The 14,343-nt window shown below is 64.0% G+C and carries 12 protein-coding genes; 8 read left to right on the forward strand and 4 right to left on the reverse strand.

Going from position 1 to position 14,343, the window contains the following annotated elements; genetic code table 11:
- Window positions 1-30: 30 nt before the first annotated feature.
- Together FGS76_RS09155 and FGS76_RS09160 are read right to left on the reverse strand one after the other, a co-directional pair.
- Window positions 31-1,239: an acyl-CoA dehydrogenase family protein gene (locus tag FGS76_RS09155; protein ID WP_138772334.1), complete on the reverse strand. Its 1,209-nt coding sequence runs from the start codon at window positions 1,237-1,239 to the stop codon at window positions 31-33.
- Window positions 1,240-1,290: 51 nt separating this feature from the next.
- Window positions 1,291-1,968, reverse strand: coding sequence for a histidine phosphatase family protein (locus FGS76_RS09160; RefSeq protein ID WP_138772335.1), 678 nt, complete (start codon window positions 1,966-1,968; stop codon window positions 1,291-1,293).
- A gap of 175 nt (window positions 1,969-2,143) precedes the next feature.
- Between FGS76_RS09160 and FGS76_RS09165 the strand changes: the two genes are divergently transcribed.
- The gene (locus FGS76_RS09165) at window positions 2,144-2,923 is read left to right on the forward strand and encodes an enoyl-CoA hydratase/isomerase family protein (RefSeq protein ID WP_138772336.1); all 780 of its coding nucleotides are present in this window, start codon (window positions 2,144-2,146) and stop codon (window positions 2,921-2,923) included.
- A 91-nt stretch (window positions 2,924-3,014) separates the two neighbouring features.
- On the opposite strand, the gene FGS76_RS09170 is transcribed toward FGS76_RS09165, so the two are convergent.
- Entirely contained in the window at window positions 3,015-3,641 is a 627-nt protein-coding gene (locus FGS76_RS09170) for a TetR/AcrR family transcriptional regulator (RefSeq protein WP_138772337.1), read from the reverse strand.
- Between the two features lie 271 nt (window positions 3,642-3,912).
- Between FGS76_RS09170 and FGS76_RS09175 the strand changes: the two genes are divergently transcribed.
- From FGS76_RS09175 to FGS76_RS09200, 7 genes are all read left to right on the forward strand, one after another.
- A complete protein-coding gene (locus FGS76_RS09175) occupies window positions 3,913-5,097 on the forward strand; it encodes an acyl-CoA dehydrogenase family protein (RefSeq protein WP_138772338.1) in 1,185 nt (394 codons plus the stop codon).
- 10 nt (window positions 5,098-5,107) lie between these two features.
- Complete coding sequence (locus FGS76_RS09180) at window positions 5,108-6,193, forward strand: acyl-CoA dehydrogenase family protein (protein WP_138772339.1); 1,086 nt, start codon at window positions 5,108-5,110, stop codon at window positions 6,191-6,193.
- 24 nt (window positions 6,194-6,217) lie between these two features.
- Window positions 6,218-6,685, forward strand: coding sequence for a MaoC family dehydratase (locus FGS76_RS09185; protein WP_138772340.1), 468 nt, complete (start codon window positions 6,218-6,220; stop codon window positions 6,683-6,685).
- 96 nt (window positions 6,686-6,781) lie between these two features.
- On the forward strand, window positions 6,782-7,702 hold the full coding sequence (locus FGS76_RS09190) for an SDR family oxidoreductase (protein WP_138772341.1): 921 nt from the start codon (window positions 6,782-6,784) through the stop codon (window positions 7,700-7,702).
- A gap of 18 nt (window positions 7,703-7,720) precedes the next feature.
- Window positions 7,721-8,923: an acetyl-CoA C-acyltransferase gene (locus FGS76_RS09195; protein ID WP_138772342.1), complete on the forward strand. Its 1,203-nt coding sequence runs from the start codon at window positions 7,721-7,723 to the stop codon at window positions 8,921-8,923.
- Between the two features lie 861 nt (window positions 8,924-9,784).
- Window positions 9,785-10,768 carry an Ig-like domain-containing domain gene (locus FGS76_RS19890; protein WP_377899728.1) on the forward strand — a complete coding sequence of 328 codons (984 nt, stop codon included), beginning with the start codon at window positions 9,785-9,787 and terminating at the stop codon, window positions 10,766-10,768.
- A gap of 241 nt (window positions 10,769-11,009) precedes the next feature.
- Entirely contained in the window at window positions 11,010-13,202 is a 2,193-nt protein-coding gene (locus FGS76_RS09200) for an Ig-like domain-containing domain (protein WP_377899738.1), read from the forward strand.
- 72 nt (window positions 13,203-13,274) lie between these two features.
- Here FGS76_RS09200 and FGS76_RS09205 read toward each other — a convergent pair whose 3' ends face one another.
- Window positions 13,275-14,333, reverse strand: a complete 1,059-nt coding sequence (locus FGS76_RS09205; protein WP_240692485.1) for a sensor histidine kinase — start codon at window positions 14,331-14,333, stop codon at window positions 13,275-13,277.
- Between the last annotated feature and the right edge of the window lie 10 nt (window positions 14,334-14,343).

A 14,343-nucleotide genomic window follows, 5' to 3' on the forward strand; every position in this document is an offset into this window, starting at 1 on the left:
TCCTACGGTTTGTTCCTGTCAACGCCGCGTTTATTCGAACCGCTTCGCCAGGTTACGGCCCAGCTGGGACATGTGCACCTGGTCCGGACCGTCGGCCAGACGCACGGTCCGGGCGTAGGCGAAGAAGCCGGCCAGCGGGGTATCCTGGCTGAGGCCCACGGCGCCGTGGATCTGAATGGCGCGGTCAACCACCCGGAACGCCATGCTCGGCGCCACGATCTTGATCATGGCGATCAGGTCCTTGGCTTCCTTGTTGCCGTAGCGGTCCATGTGATCGGCGGCCTTCAGGGTCATCAGCCGGGCCTGTTCGATCTCGCAGTAGCTCTTGGCGATATCCTCGCGCACGGAACCCTGCTTGATCAGCGGCTGGCCGAAGGCGATACGGGTGTTGGCGCGCTCACACATCAATTCCAGGGCGCGCTGGGCGGCGCCGATCAGACGCATGCAGTGGTGAATGCGGCCCGGGCCGAGGCGACCTTGAGCGATTTCGAAGCCACGACCTTCACCGAGGATAATGTTCCCGGCGGGTACCCGTACATTGTCAAAAATGACTTCCGCATGGCCTTCCGGGGCGTCCGGGGAGCCGAGCACGTACATCGGCCGTTTGACGGTGACACCGGGGGTGTTCACCGGCACCAGAATCTGCGACTGCTGTTGATGGCGATTGGGGTTGTCCGGGTCGGTCTTGCCCATCACGATCATGATTTCGCAGCTCTTACGCATGGCGCCGGAAATATAGAACTTGCGGCCATTGATCACGTAGTCGTCGCCGTCGCGCTTGATCGAGGTTTCGATGTTGGTGGCGTCGGAGGAAGCCACTTCCGGCTCGGTCATGGCGAAGGCGGAGCGGATCTTGCCTTCCAGCAGCGGCTTGAGCCATTGCTCTTTCTGCTGCTCGTTGCCGTACTTGGCCAGCACTTCCATGTTGCCGGTGTCCGGGGCCGAGCAGTTGAACACCTCGGCGGCGAAATGGTTACGGCCCATTTCCTCGGCCAGGGGCGCGTATTCCAGGTTGCTCAGGCCCGGGCTCCACTCACCGTGCTCCTTGGGCAGGAACAGGTTCCAGAGACCCTTGGCGCGGGCTTTTTCCTTGAGCTCGTGGACCACCGCCGGGGTTTCCCAGGGGCTCTTTTGCAGTTGCTCGTGGAAGGTGTGCTCGGCGGGCAGCACTTCGTTGTTGATGAAGGTGCGAACCTGGTTGATCAGGTCCTGGGTTTTTTCCGAGTACTGAAAATCCATTGTCGTCTCCGTTGGGAACCCGCGGGCTCCTCTGGCTGTGGATGATCGGGATCAGCTGTAAGTGATGGAATCGCTGCGGTCTTGCCGGTCCAGGTGAGGCACCTGGTTGAACACCGAAAGGCGGAACACCTTGTCGTTGAAGAAGCCCTGGGTCACGCCGGTGTTCCGAATCTGCAAATTAAGCTCCACCACGGTGTCGTCCGCGGTGTTCAGCATATGGCGCATCCACATGGCGATGGCGCCGCCGGAGCTGACCACCAGCACCCGCCGGCGGTCCGCGTAGCGGGCCTGGATATGGGCCATGGCACCGCCCACCCGGTTATGGAAGCCGAGCCAGCTTTCCGGCAGGGCGCCTTCCAGGCCATCCTCCCGCCAGTGCTGCATGGCGCGCTTGAGCACCCGGTAGAAGGCGGCCACCGGCGCGCCTTCCGGCGGCGCCTGGTCCGGATGGGCGCTCAGATAGGCCCGGACGATGCTGTGAAAATCAAATTCGTTGAGGCCGGGCTGCACATCCGCGTCCAGGCGCGTGCCCAACCCTTCCAGAAGCCCTTCGCCGGTTTCCACATGGCGTACCAGGTCGCCGGTGACCAGGGCGTCGAACTCCAGACCCCGCTCGCGGTAGTACTCGCCCAGCCAGCGTGCCTGCTGGTGACCCAGGTCGGACAGCTTGTCGTAGTTATCGGCCCCGAAGGAGGCCTGCCCGTGACGGACCAGGTAAAACTCGGCCATGGATACTGTGCCCTCGCAATGTTGGGACCAGCCTAGAGCAGGGCCCGAAGTTAGTGAAATTGATATTTTGCATCCGGGAGAATAAATGAGACTTATGGGGAAAAGCCTTTATCGTGGAACCCTATTCCGATATTTTCGTGGCTTTATCGTTGGCGAGACTGGGAGAACAACACCAATGAGCAGCCTGGATCTGAAAAGCGGCTTCGTGGCCGTCACCGAGCACGACGCCCTGCTGGAGGTCACCCTTGACCGGCCGGACAAGCTGAATGCCCTGAGCACCGAGATGTACCTGGACCTGGGCCGCGCGGTGGACCACTTCCGCGACCGCGACGACCTCAATGCCCTGCTGTTGAACGCCAATGGCCGCGCCTTCACCGCCGGCAACGACATCGGCGATTTTCTTAACGCCGACCCGGAAGCGCGCCGCAACGGTGAGCTGAGCGCCGCCATGCAGCTGGTGCACCGGCTGCTGGAACTGGACAAGCCGGTGCTGGCCGCGGTGCACGGCAACGCCACCGGCATCGGCACCACCCTGCTGCTGCACTGCGACCTGGTGATCGCCGCCGACAGCGCCCGCTTCTACACCGCCTTCATCAACCTGGGCCTGGTGCCGGAAGCCGGCTCCAGCCTGATCCTGCCCGGCCTGCTGGGTCGCCAGAACGCCAACCGGCTGCTGCTGGCCGGCGACAGCCTGGACGCCGACGAGGCCCTGCGCATGGGCCTGGTGGCCTACCGCTGTGGCGACCAGGAACTGCGCGACAAGGCCCTGGAACTGGGCGCCAAGCTGGCCGCCAAACCGCCCCAGGCGATGCGCTACACCAAGCAGCTCACCCGCCACGGCGCCGACGCCATCCGCGAGCAGATCAAGAAAGAGTCGGTCCTGTTTGGCGAGCGCATGTTCAGCGACGAAACCCGGGCGATCTTCGACACCTTCTTGCACAAGAAAAAGTCTTGAACAAGAAATAGGCTGCGGTGCCGCCCTGCTCCGCCGCCGGGCCATCGCGGCTGAAATCGCGGCTGAAGCCGCTCCTACGGCGGCCGGGCGGTCAGCGCACGGTCAGGCCGCGCAGGGCCACGGTGGTGACCTCCTCCACCAGGGCGTCCAGGGCGCCGGGGCCGGTGTCATAGCGCGGGTGATACCAGTTGATCACCGAATTGAGGGCGCCCAGCACCGGCTTGATGGCCAGGCGCGGGTCGCCGGCGTGCAGGTCGCCCTGGCGGATACCCTCGCACAGCACCTCCAGAAACACCTGCTCGTAGCGCCGGCGCCGGTTCTGCAGGCGGGTCAGCTCGCGGCGCTGGGCCTCGGTGGTGCTCAGCCGCAGGTGCATTTGCACCCCCTCCGCCACCGCGCGCTGGAAGTGCTGGGTCTCGATCAGGGTGGCCACGTGGCGGCGGGCCATGGCGTGCAGCCGCTCGGCGGCGGGCAGGTCGCGCTTGAGTTCCGGCTCGATGGCCTCGAACAGAGCGTCCATGCCGCGCTGATGGATGTCGAAGAACAGATCGGTCTTGGAATCAAAGTAGTGATAGACCATGCCCTTGGTGGCGCCGAGCCGGCGGGCGATGTCGTCGATGCTGGTGGCCTTGAAACCTCGCTCCATAAAGGCGCGTGCCGCCGCGTCCAGAATGGTGTCGCGGGGGCTGGTGTCCAGCCCGGCCCGGTGGGATGTCATGGAAAGTCCTCTTCTGCCACGCGCTCGGGGCGCCGCCCGTCGGGTCGGGCGGCGCCCCATCTGGGGTAAGGCGCAAATGTAGCACGGGCGCGCCGTTTTCCGATGCCTCCCGGGTTAGCCGTTTTTGCACACGGCATGGTCAATAATGTCATTACCGCCGCGATCCGTGCCGCTTTTCACACTGGACGCACCGGGACGGGGCAAACATACTTTGGGCGCGATTTGCCTAATAAATGAAAAGCTGTTTCACAACAGCTCGGGAGGACCCAAGATGTCGGATCTCGAACAGTTCCGCGCGGAAACCCGGGCCTGGCTGGATGCCAATTGCCCCGAGGAAATGCGCCAACCCCTTAAAAGCCAGGCCGACCACTGCTGGGGCGGCCGCAAATGGCAGTTCCAGTCCGAGGCTCAGAAAGTCTGGATGGAACGCATGGCGGAGAAGGGCTGGACCGCCCCCCAATGGCCCAAGGAATACGGCGGCGGCGGCCTGAGCCAGGAACAGGCCGAGATTCTGGCCGAGGAAATGAAGCGCATCAACGCGCGCACCCCGGTGAGCAATTTCGGTTTCTGGATGCTCGGCCCGGCGCTGCTCAAGTTCGGCAGCGAGGAACTCAAGCGCGAGCACCTGCCGCCGATCTGCCGGGGCGAGATCCGCTGGTGCCAGGGCTATTCCGAGCCCAACGCCGGCTCCGACCTGGCCAGCCTGCAAACCCGCGCCGAGGACAAAGGCGACCACTTCGTGGTCAACGGCCAGAAGATCTGGACCTCCTACGCGGACAAGGCCGACTGGATTTTCTGTCTGGTGCGCACCGACCCGCAGGCCACCAAGCACAACGGCATTTCCTTCGTGCTGTTCGACATGGAAAACGAAGGCGTTTCCACCCGCCCCATCGAGCTGATTTCCGGCGAATCCCCGTTCTGCGAGACCTTCTTCGACGACGTCAAGGTGGACAAGCACCAGGTGGTCGGCGAGCTGAACCGTGGCTGGGACGTGGCCAAATACCTGCTCACCCATGAGCGCAACAACATCGGTGGCGAACCGCCGGGCTTCCTCAAGGGCCGTGCCCTGGGCCCGCTGGCCGCGGAATACGTGGGCACCGAGCACGGCAAACTGGCCGACGCCGGCCTGCGCGCCGACATCGCCAACCTGGAAATCGACCATATGGCGTTCCAGGCATTGGTGGGCAAGATCCGCGCCGAAGCGGAAGCCGGCCAGGGCGTGGGCGCCCAGTCCGCGGTGCTCAAGTACTACGGCACCGAGCTGAACAAGCGCCGCTACGAACTGATGATGGACGCCCTGGGCAGCGAAGGCCTGGAGTGGGACAGCGAGCGCACCCTGGGCGGCCTGTTCGCCCGCGAGTGGCTGCGTTCCAAGGGCAATTCCATCGAAGGCGGCACCTCCGAGGTGATGCTGGGCATCGTTTCCAAACGCCTGCTGGGCCTGCCGGACGCATAAGGAGTCGACTATGAAGCTCAACGACGAACAACAGATGCTGCAGGACTCCGTGGCCCGGCTGATGGCCGACAAGGGCCCGGTGTCCCACCTGCGCCAACTGCGCGACGAACACAATGACAAGGGTTACGATGAGCCGCTGTGGCAGGCCATGGTGGAAGCCGGCCTGACCGGTATCCTGGTGCCCGAGGAACACGGCGGCATCGGCTTCGGCCTGGTGGGCGCCGGCCTGGTGGCCCGCGAGATCGGCCGCAACCTGTCGGTGACCCCGTTCCTGTCCACCGCCGTGCTGGGCGCCGCCGCCCTGAGCGCCGGCGGCAGCGACGAGCAGAAAGCGAAATGGCTGCCGGCCATCGCCGAAGGTACCTCGATCATCGCCCTGGCGGTGGACGACGGCGCCAAGCACCGTCCGGAACGCCTGCGGGCCCGCGTTGAAGGCGGCACCCTGAGCGGCGAGAAACGTCTGGTACTGGACGGCCATGTGGCCGACCTGCTGCTGGTGGCCGCCGGTGAAGGCGACCAGGCCGCCCTGTACCTGGTGGACCCCAAGGCCGACGGCGTGACCATCGAGCGCACGGTGATGGCGGACAGCCGCAACGCGGCGCGGGTCCGTTTCGACCAGGTGCCCGCCGAAGCCATGGCCGATGGCGCCGCCGCCCTGGCCGCCGCCCTGCGCGCCGGCCGCGCGGTTCTGGCCGCGGAACTGTCCGGGCTGGCACTGGAAGCCTTTGAGCGTACCCTGGGCTACCTCAAGGAGCGCAAGCAGTTCGGCCGCCTGATCGGCACCTTCCAGGCGCTGCAACACCGCGCCGCCCAGCTCAGCGGCGAAGTGGCGATGAGCGAGGCACTGGCCCTGCAGGCGCTGAACGCCTGCGACCAGGACGCCGAGGACGCCGACCAGCAGGTGCTGGCCGCCAAGGCCAAGGCCTCCCGGGTGGCGCTGCTGGCCGGCCAGGAAGCGGTGCAGATGCACGGCGGCATCGGCATGACCGATGAATTCGACATCGGCTTCTTCCTCAAGCGCGCCCGCGCCGGGGGCGAAACCCTGGGCGACGCCAACTACTGCGCCGACCGCTTCGCGGCCCTGCGCGGTTATTGATTCACGGATTCGGAGAGCACCACAATGTCCAACAACACGCTCAGCATCGAACAACTGAAAGCCAAGGTCGGCGAGGACCTGGGTACCTCCCGCTGGTTCCCGGTGGATCAGGCGCGCATCGACGCGTTCGCCGACCTCACCGAGGACCCGCAGTGGATTCACGTGGACCCGGAGCGGGCCGCCAAGGAAACCCCGTTCGGCGGCACCATCGCCCACGGCTTCCTGAGCCTGTCCCTGCTGTCCGCCATGTCCATGGACGTGGTGCCGCGCCTGGAAGGCGCGGTGATGGGCATCAACTACGGTTTCGACAAGGTCCGTTTTCTCAACCCGGTACGTTCCGGCTCGAAAGTGCGCGGCCACTTCAAACTGGCAAGCGTGGAACCCCGTGGCGACAATCAGTTCCTGGTCCGCTACGCCATCAGCGTGGAGATCGATGGCGTCGACAAACCGGCCATCGCCTGCGAATGGCTGGGTCTGACGATTCTGGGTTGAAACCAGCCACAAGCCACAAGCTTCAAGCTGCAAGCGGCGCCATGCCTGCTTGCGGCTTGAAGCCTGTAGCTTGTGGCTCTCCAACGGAGAGTTTTTATGAGCATCAATTTCGAAGGTCGGGTGGCCATTGTCACCGGCGCCGGCAACGGGCTGGGTAAATGTCACGCCCTGGAACTGGCCCGGCTGGGCGCCAAGGTGGTGGTCAATGACTTTGGCGGTGCCCGGGACGGCAGCGGCGGTTCCAGCGAGGCCGCCGAGAAAGTGGTGGCGGAAATCACCGCCGCCGGTGGCGAAGCGATGGCCGATGGCGCCGACGTGGCCAACCGCGAACAGGTCCAGGCCATGGTCCAGGCGGTGATGGATAAGTGGGGCCGCATTGACGTCCTGATCAACAACGCCGGCATCCTGCGCGACAAAAGCTTCGTCAAAATGAGCGACGACGAATGGGATAAGGTGGTGGCCGTGCACCTGACCGGCTCCGCCAACTGCAGCCGTGCGGTATGGCCGATCATGCGCGACCAGGGCTACGGCCGCATCGTCATGACCACCTCCACCTCCGGCCTGTACGGCAACTTTGGCCAGGCCAACTACGGCGCCGCCAAAATGGCCGTGGCCGGCCTGATGAACACCCTGTGTCTGGAAGGGGGCAAGTACGACATCAAGATCAACTGCATCGCCCCCACCGCCGCCACCCGCATGACCGAGGACCTGATGCCCAAGGAAGTGCTGGCGCTGCTGGAACCCTCGGAAATCACCCCGGCGGTACTGTTCCTGGCCAGCGACCAGGCGCCCAACCGCCGCATCGTGCTGGCCGGCGCCGGCTGCTATGCCATGGTGCGCCTGATGGAAAGTGACGGCATCTACCTGGACGAAGGCGAACGCACGCCGGACGCCATCGCCGCCCACTTCGACCAACTGAGTGACATGAGCGACGCCAAGGAAATGCAGAACGGCGGCGATCACGTGTCCAAGATTCTTACCAAAGCCGCCCACGCCAAGGGCATTAAACTGAATTAAGAGAGAGCGAGGCCCATCATGAGAGAAGCCGTCATTGTTTCCACCGCCCGTACCCCGATCGGCAAGGCCTATCGCGGTGCCTTCAACGACACCCAGGCCCAGGAGCTGGGTGGCCACGTCATCAAGCACGCCGTGGAGCGCGCCAAGATCGATCCGGAGACCATCCAGGACGTGATCATGGGCGCCGCCATGCAACAGGGCTCCACCAGCGGCAACGTGGCTCGCCAGTGCGCCCTGCGCGGCGGCCTGCCGACCTCCGTGGCCGGCATGACCATGGACCGCCAATGTGCCTCCGGCCTGATGGCGATCGCCACCGCCGCCAAGGAAATCATCGTCGACAACATGGATGTGGCGGTGGCCGGCGGCCTGGAGTCCATCTCCCTGGTGCAGAACGACAAGATGAACACCTTCCGTGCCCGTGACCCCTGGCTCAAGGAACACCGTCCGGACATCTACATGAGCATGCTGGAAACCGCGGAAATCGTGGCCGACCGCTACAACGTGTCCCGCGATGCCCAGGACGAGTACGCGTTCCAGTCCCAGATGCGCACCGCCAAGGCTCAGCAGGAAGGCAAGTTCGACGACGAAATCGTGCCGCTGACCACCAACATGAAGGTGATGAACAAAGAGACCAAGGAAATTTCCGATAAGGAAGTGACCCTGGCCAAGGACGAAGGCAACCGCCCGGAGACCACCCTGGAAGGCCTGCAGAGCCTGAAGCCGGTGTTCAAGGACGGCCTGTCCCTGTCCGAAGGCAAGTTCATCACCGCCGGCAACGCTTCCCAGCTGTCCGACGGCGCCAGCGCCTGCGTGCTGATGGAAGCCAAGGAAGCCGAGCGTCTGGGCCTGGCCCCGCTGGGCGCCTACCGCGGCATGGCCGTGGCCGGTTGTGATCCCGACGAAATGGGCATCGGCCCGGTGTTCGCGGTACCCAAGCTGCTCAAGCGTTTCGGCCTGACCGTCGACGACATCGGCCTGTGGGAGCTGAACGAAGCCTTCGCCAGCCAGTGCCTGTACAGCCGTGACAAGCTGGGCATCGACCCGGACAAATACAACGTCAACGGCGGCGCCATCTCCATCGGCCACCCCTACGGCATGTCCGGCGCGCGGATGACCGGCCACGCCCTGATCGAAGGCAAGCGTCGCGGCGTCAAGTACGTGGTGGTAACCATGTGCGTGGGCGGCGGCATCGGCGCCGCCGGTCTGTTCGAAGTCTTCTAAGACGGCTTCACCGAATCGCCGGGGCCGTCTCCTTTCGGCCCCGGCAACGTTTTGCCGCGTCAGCAGGCCGGCGTGCCCCAAACACGCCGGCCATTATCGTGGTGACGATCGCGCCAACCGGCGCCCCTTCCCAAGAATCATCACCGCACGAGGGCCGCTGACGCGGCCTTTTTGTTGGTTTTTTTCTGGTTTTGAAATCCCCGAAGCCCGCATCAATCCTGGCCCTACCCATCGCCGGCACCGTCTTTATGCCGTCCGCCATCCGGCGATCACTTGTTCACTTTCAAGGCCCGTTACAAAGAAATACTCTCCCATGACACATGGATGACTTGAACAAAAATTTTGTTTGCACTTGTACACTATTGGAGAAGTGCTGCTAGAATAACTCGGTCGCCGGCAGGAAGCTTCGGTCGAGCAAAGCGTATGGATTCGAGCGACTCGGTCGATGTCTCAGGATAAAAATAATGAACGCCAGATCACTGCACGGCATGAATCTTCTGTCAGGCATTCGTCCGGGCGCACCGCCCTCTTAGCATCGCCGCGGCGCGATCCATGCCGATGGCATGGGTGTCACCCCACCGCCGCCTCCCTACTTCCCTGATACCTGTTTCTGAGTGGCCCTCCGCCACGGGCTGAGTGCGTCCACGGGAAAGGTATCCATGAAAAAAGCCATTGTATCCAATGGTTTCGTACCTCCCTGCACAACCGAAAAGTAAGAAGAAAAAAATGAAAATGAGCCATTTCAAAATCGCCAGTACAGCAAGGCGGGTACTCGCGGCTCTCGCGGATGGCGTCTCCGCGAGAACCACGGCCCCCCGCCCGCGCCCCATGGCCTGCTACCCTTTCGAGAAGCGAGAACCCATGAACAAATTGATTATCGCCGGCTTCACGCTGGCTCTCTCAGCCTGCGGCGGCGGCGGTGGCAGTGACGCCACCGGCGGCGGCGACACCCGGCCACAGAGCCTGATCTATGCCTTCCCCGCCGATCAGCAGCAGCAGGTAGTCCTGCCCTCGCCGGTGGTTCTGCGCTTTTCATCCGCCATTACCGACCCGGCCCCGCAGCATGCGGTAACGGTACGCGATGCCGACGATAACCTGGTGGATGTCACCGCCAGCCTGAGCGCGGATCGGCGCAGCCTGATCCTGACGTCGGCGGACGATTTCGCGCCGCGCAGCCACTACCAGGTCCACCAGGACAGCCTGGCCCTGGAAAAAGGCGCCGCGCCGGCCCGCACCCTGTCGTTTGATACCCGGGCCCGGGAAGAAGGTCCCGCCAACGAGGTCGCCGCCGACACCTTTACCCTGTTGCGCCGTATTCCCGACGGCACGCGGCTTCAGATCGTGGATTTTTCCAGCTTCCGGCTTCAGTTCAGCCAGCCTCTGGCCACGGACGCCATCGCCTACGGCGACAACGTTCGACTGGTGGACAGCGACAACACCCTGGTGGATGCGGTGGTGCTGAGCCACGGCCCTTACCTGACCGTGGACCCGGTCGAGGACCTCTCCCCCGGCGAGCAGTACACACTGGAACTGACCCCCCGGCGTGACCAGCACCCTGGGCCAATCCCTGTCAGCGGACGGCCTCAGCCTGCGCACCCGGTTCACGCCGCTGGACACCCGCCCGCCGGGCGGTGGCGACAGAGCCGTGATGGTGCAGGACATCCTCGCCGATGGCTCGGTCTCGCCGCTGACCGGTGCGCCGGTCAATCTGGTGCCGATGGCCTCGGTTCTGCTCGGCCAGGATACCGTCACCCAGGCCAGCGGCCTGTTGCAGGCGGAACTGGCTTTCGTGCCGAACTTTCCCGACACCACGCCGCTGCGCATCGCCCGTGGCTCGCTGATTGACTCCGCGTCCATCGACGTCATGATCGGCGGCGAAGTGCCGGCGGGCTTCACCTCCGGCGACGTGCGCATCCATTTCCTTTCCGACGCCAGCGGCTACCTGTCGCCGAACCCGTACAGCAAGGCACCGGATGCGCCGCGCCAGGTGACCCTGTTCATGGATCTGGCGATCAGCACCGGCGATGCACGGGCCAATGGGGCCATCACCCAGGACCTGATGCACGTTGAACTGCAAGGCACCGCGATGGTGGAAAATGGTGTTCTGACAGTGAACGCCATTGGCGTGGTACAGCCCAAAGTGCTCGGTACTGAACGGGCAAAAGGGGTGTTGAGCTTCAGCCTCCGTTCCCTGTCGGACCAACTCAATCCGCCGCCGGCGAACACCGACACCAGCGTCGCCACGCTGCAGAGCTGGTCCCACGCCGACACCACCGTGGTCAACCCCAACGCCCCGGTGGTACTGACCTTCAGCAAGCCGATTGATAACCGCACTCTGGACAGCATCACCCTGCTGGCCACCCGCAATGGCACCACCGGACCGGTGGAAACCAGCGCCCGCACCGACGGCAGCACCGTGATCCTGCAGCCGGCGACGGCCCTGGAAAGCCCCACCGATGGCGACGAGGTTTCCTATCAGGTAACCCTGGGCAACACCCTTGCCGACCTCCAGGGCATACCGGTGGCACCGGCCACGCAGCCTCTGGAGTTCGCCTTCCCCTGGCTTGTTTCCGACTATCAGTGGCTGGCGCGCTATCCGGCCTCTAGGGACGAAGGCTCGGCGGAGGAGAACCGCATCTACAGCGAGCTGATCATGGACCACGCCCCGGTGGTGCTGATGGCCTACCCGGGCTTCCCCTGTGTGATCGACGAGTCCACCCAGGATCTGGGCGCCGGCATCGCCGGTCGTTGTCAGGGGGCACTGGATACCGAGTACCACAACCTTATCGACGCCCCTGGTCTTTTCCACACCATCACCAAGCACGCCGACGATCTACTGCCGATCAGCACCCTGGCCGCCAACGGGTCCATCCATGTGCATACCACCCGCGACCTTGATCCCGGCACCGTGCTGCTTGGCCGTACCTTTCTGGTGGAAGCGCTGGATGAACAGGGCGCGCCCACCGGCGCGGTGGCGGGGACCCTCCAGGTGAGCGGCCCCGATATCCGCTTTACCCCGGACGCCCCCTGGCAGCCGGGCACCCTGTATCGTTACAGCCTGGTCGGCAACGGTGACGGCCTGACCGTGGAGCGGCGACAGGATAGTACTCCGATTATGCCCGCTCCCCCGCTTTGCGACGGCTCCGATGGTATCTGCGACCGGCAAGGCCGGCCGCTGCAGACCCAGCTCTACGACACCGACATCGTGCAGGACAACAACGGCCTCAAGTACATGAAGACCCAGGCCGCCGACAGCCCGTTGGGCGGCCCCACCATGCGCCATGTATTCCGAGCCACCGTGCCCTCCGGCAATGTGCTGCAACTGCTGACCACCGCTTCGGTGGACAGCAACGCCAACTTCTACCACGACATCAACCCCTTCGTGGATGTGCCGCTGGACCAGGTGCTCAGCGTCGCGTACCTGGGCATGGAGATAAACCATCGAAAATACCAACATGAGGAGCGACGCCTGGAAGGCTCACCGCTGGACGAGGCCCCGGACGTTCACGATCCGGATGGCATCCAGCCGCCGCCCAACAGCGCCAAGATGCTGTCTCTTTCACCCTGGATCCAACCAGGGGAATTCACCGAGATGTTCTACTTCAACGGCCTCAGTATCGGTTGCCCCTATGATATAGACGTGCTCATGCAAACCGGGGTGCCGACGCCGATGACCTGTCCGGAGCGGAAATTCACCTTCATGCATTCCGGCCTGGCGGTGGAAGTCACCGATCACTACGTGGAGGGGCAAGGCATCGAGGTGCTGATCTGGCCCAGTCAGATCGTCAGTACCGCCCTGTCCGTGGTCACCCTGTTGTCCAACTCCATGCCGATTCAGATCGACAGCGGCTACCACCTGATGCGTATGCGCTATGCCAAAGCGGATCCGCAGTGTGATGAAACGCTGCAACCGTGCCTGCGCAACCGTCCGATCAGTGCCTGGATCAGCAGCGACCAGGAAGGCAATCCGATGCTCAACGCCACGGTGGATCTGTACATCGATGCTCCGGATCTGCGACGCAACATGAACTTCCCGCAGGTGGGTGACCTGAGCCACAACCTGACCAGCATCCCGGTGACCCTGAATCTGGAAGGCCCGGTCCACTTTGACGACACCGGCCGTATGATCGCCGACCAGATCAATACCAACCCGGTGGCGCTGACTTTTGACGTGGAAGTGTACGACGCCCCCGGCGAGATCGACCACGCGGGTCAGTTTGATATGCTGCTGCCGGCACGGGGCGCGTTCCTGCAATACATCAGTGCGCCCAACAAGTAATCCGTCCCCGGCACACTGACCCCAGCCCTTGTTCCGGCCCGCGCCGGAGCAAGGGCCCGGGGCTTTCGGCGGCTAATCCGCTGCCTGCGCCACGGGCCAGGACAATTCGAAACAAGCCCCACCCTCCGAGGACGGTCGGCAGGTCGCCTGCCCGCCGTGGGCATGGGCAATCGCGGCGACCACCGCCAGCCCCAACCCGCTGCCACCATCCCGGACGCTGCTCCGGGCGGGGTTGGCCCGCCGGAAGGCGGTGAACACCTGCGAAGCAAGTGCCTCGGGAATACCCGGTCCGTTGTCCTCTACCCGCAGAAAGTAACGTCCACCTTCCTGGCCATTGTGAATCCTGATCGTTCCGGGGACCGCGTGGCGGCGCGCATTGTCCAGCAGCGCCAGCAGGGCTTGCCGTATGCGCATGGGATCGCAATGCACGGGCCCGGCGTGCAGATCCAGAACCGGCCGCTGGCCTGCTGCTTCCAGAGCTTCTTTGTATAACTCCACCACATCCCGAATTTCGGCGGACAGGTCCGTGTTTTGAACGTGGAGATTCAGATGGCCGCTTTCGGTCAAACTGACCGTGCGCAGATCCTCGATCAGCCGGGACAGGCCGTCGACCTGGGTCAACAACCCACGAAACTGGCTTTCATCGGCGGGAAATACGCCCTCCGACAGGCCCTGCAGGCGTCCTTTTAAAATGGTAACCGGGGTTCGAAGCTCATGGGCGATGGCCGAGTTCCAGAAGGCCAGCTCCTCACTGACCCGTTGCAATTGACCAGCCAGGGCGTTGAAGTCATCGGCCAGCTCCGCGGCTTCGCCCAGCGAACGATCTCCAGCGGTGGCGCGCACGCTCAGATCCCCCTGGGCCACGCGGCGCAGGCTGTCCGCCACCGAATTCAACGGCACCAGGATACGGCGGGAGAGTTTCACCGCCACCATGACCGCGAGCCCCAGAGCGGCGACGGTGGTCGCCGCCAACCACAGCCATTCCGGTGCCGATGGCCACCAGGCCGTTTCATCGATCTGTTCAGGAAAATAGCGGAGCGCCAGGAAATAGAAGACATAGGACGTCAACACCACAAGCACTGTGATGCCCAGCGCCATGGCCATCATGGTGCGCGCGATCTGACGGCTCAAACCACTCAGT

This window comes from Alloalcanivorax gelatiniphagus, assembly GCF_005938655.1.
In the GTDB taxonomy this organism is placed as follows: domain Bacteria; phylum Pseudomonadota; class Gammaproteobacteria; order Pseudomonadales; family Alcanivoracaceae; genus Alloalcanivorax; species Alloalcanivorax gelatiniphagus.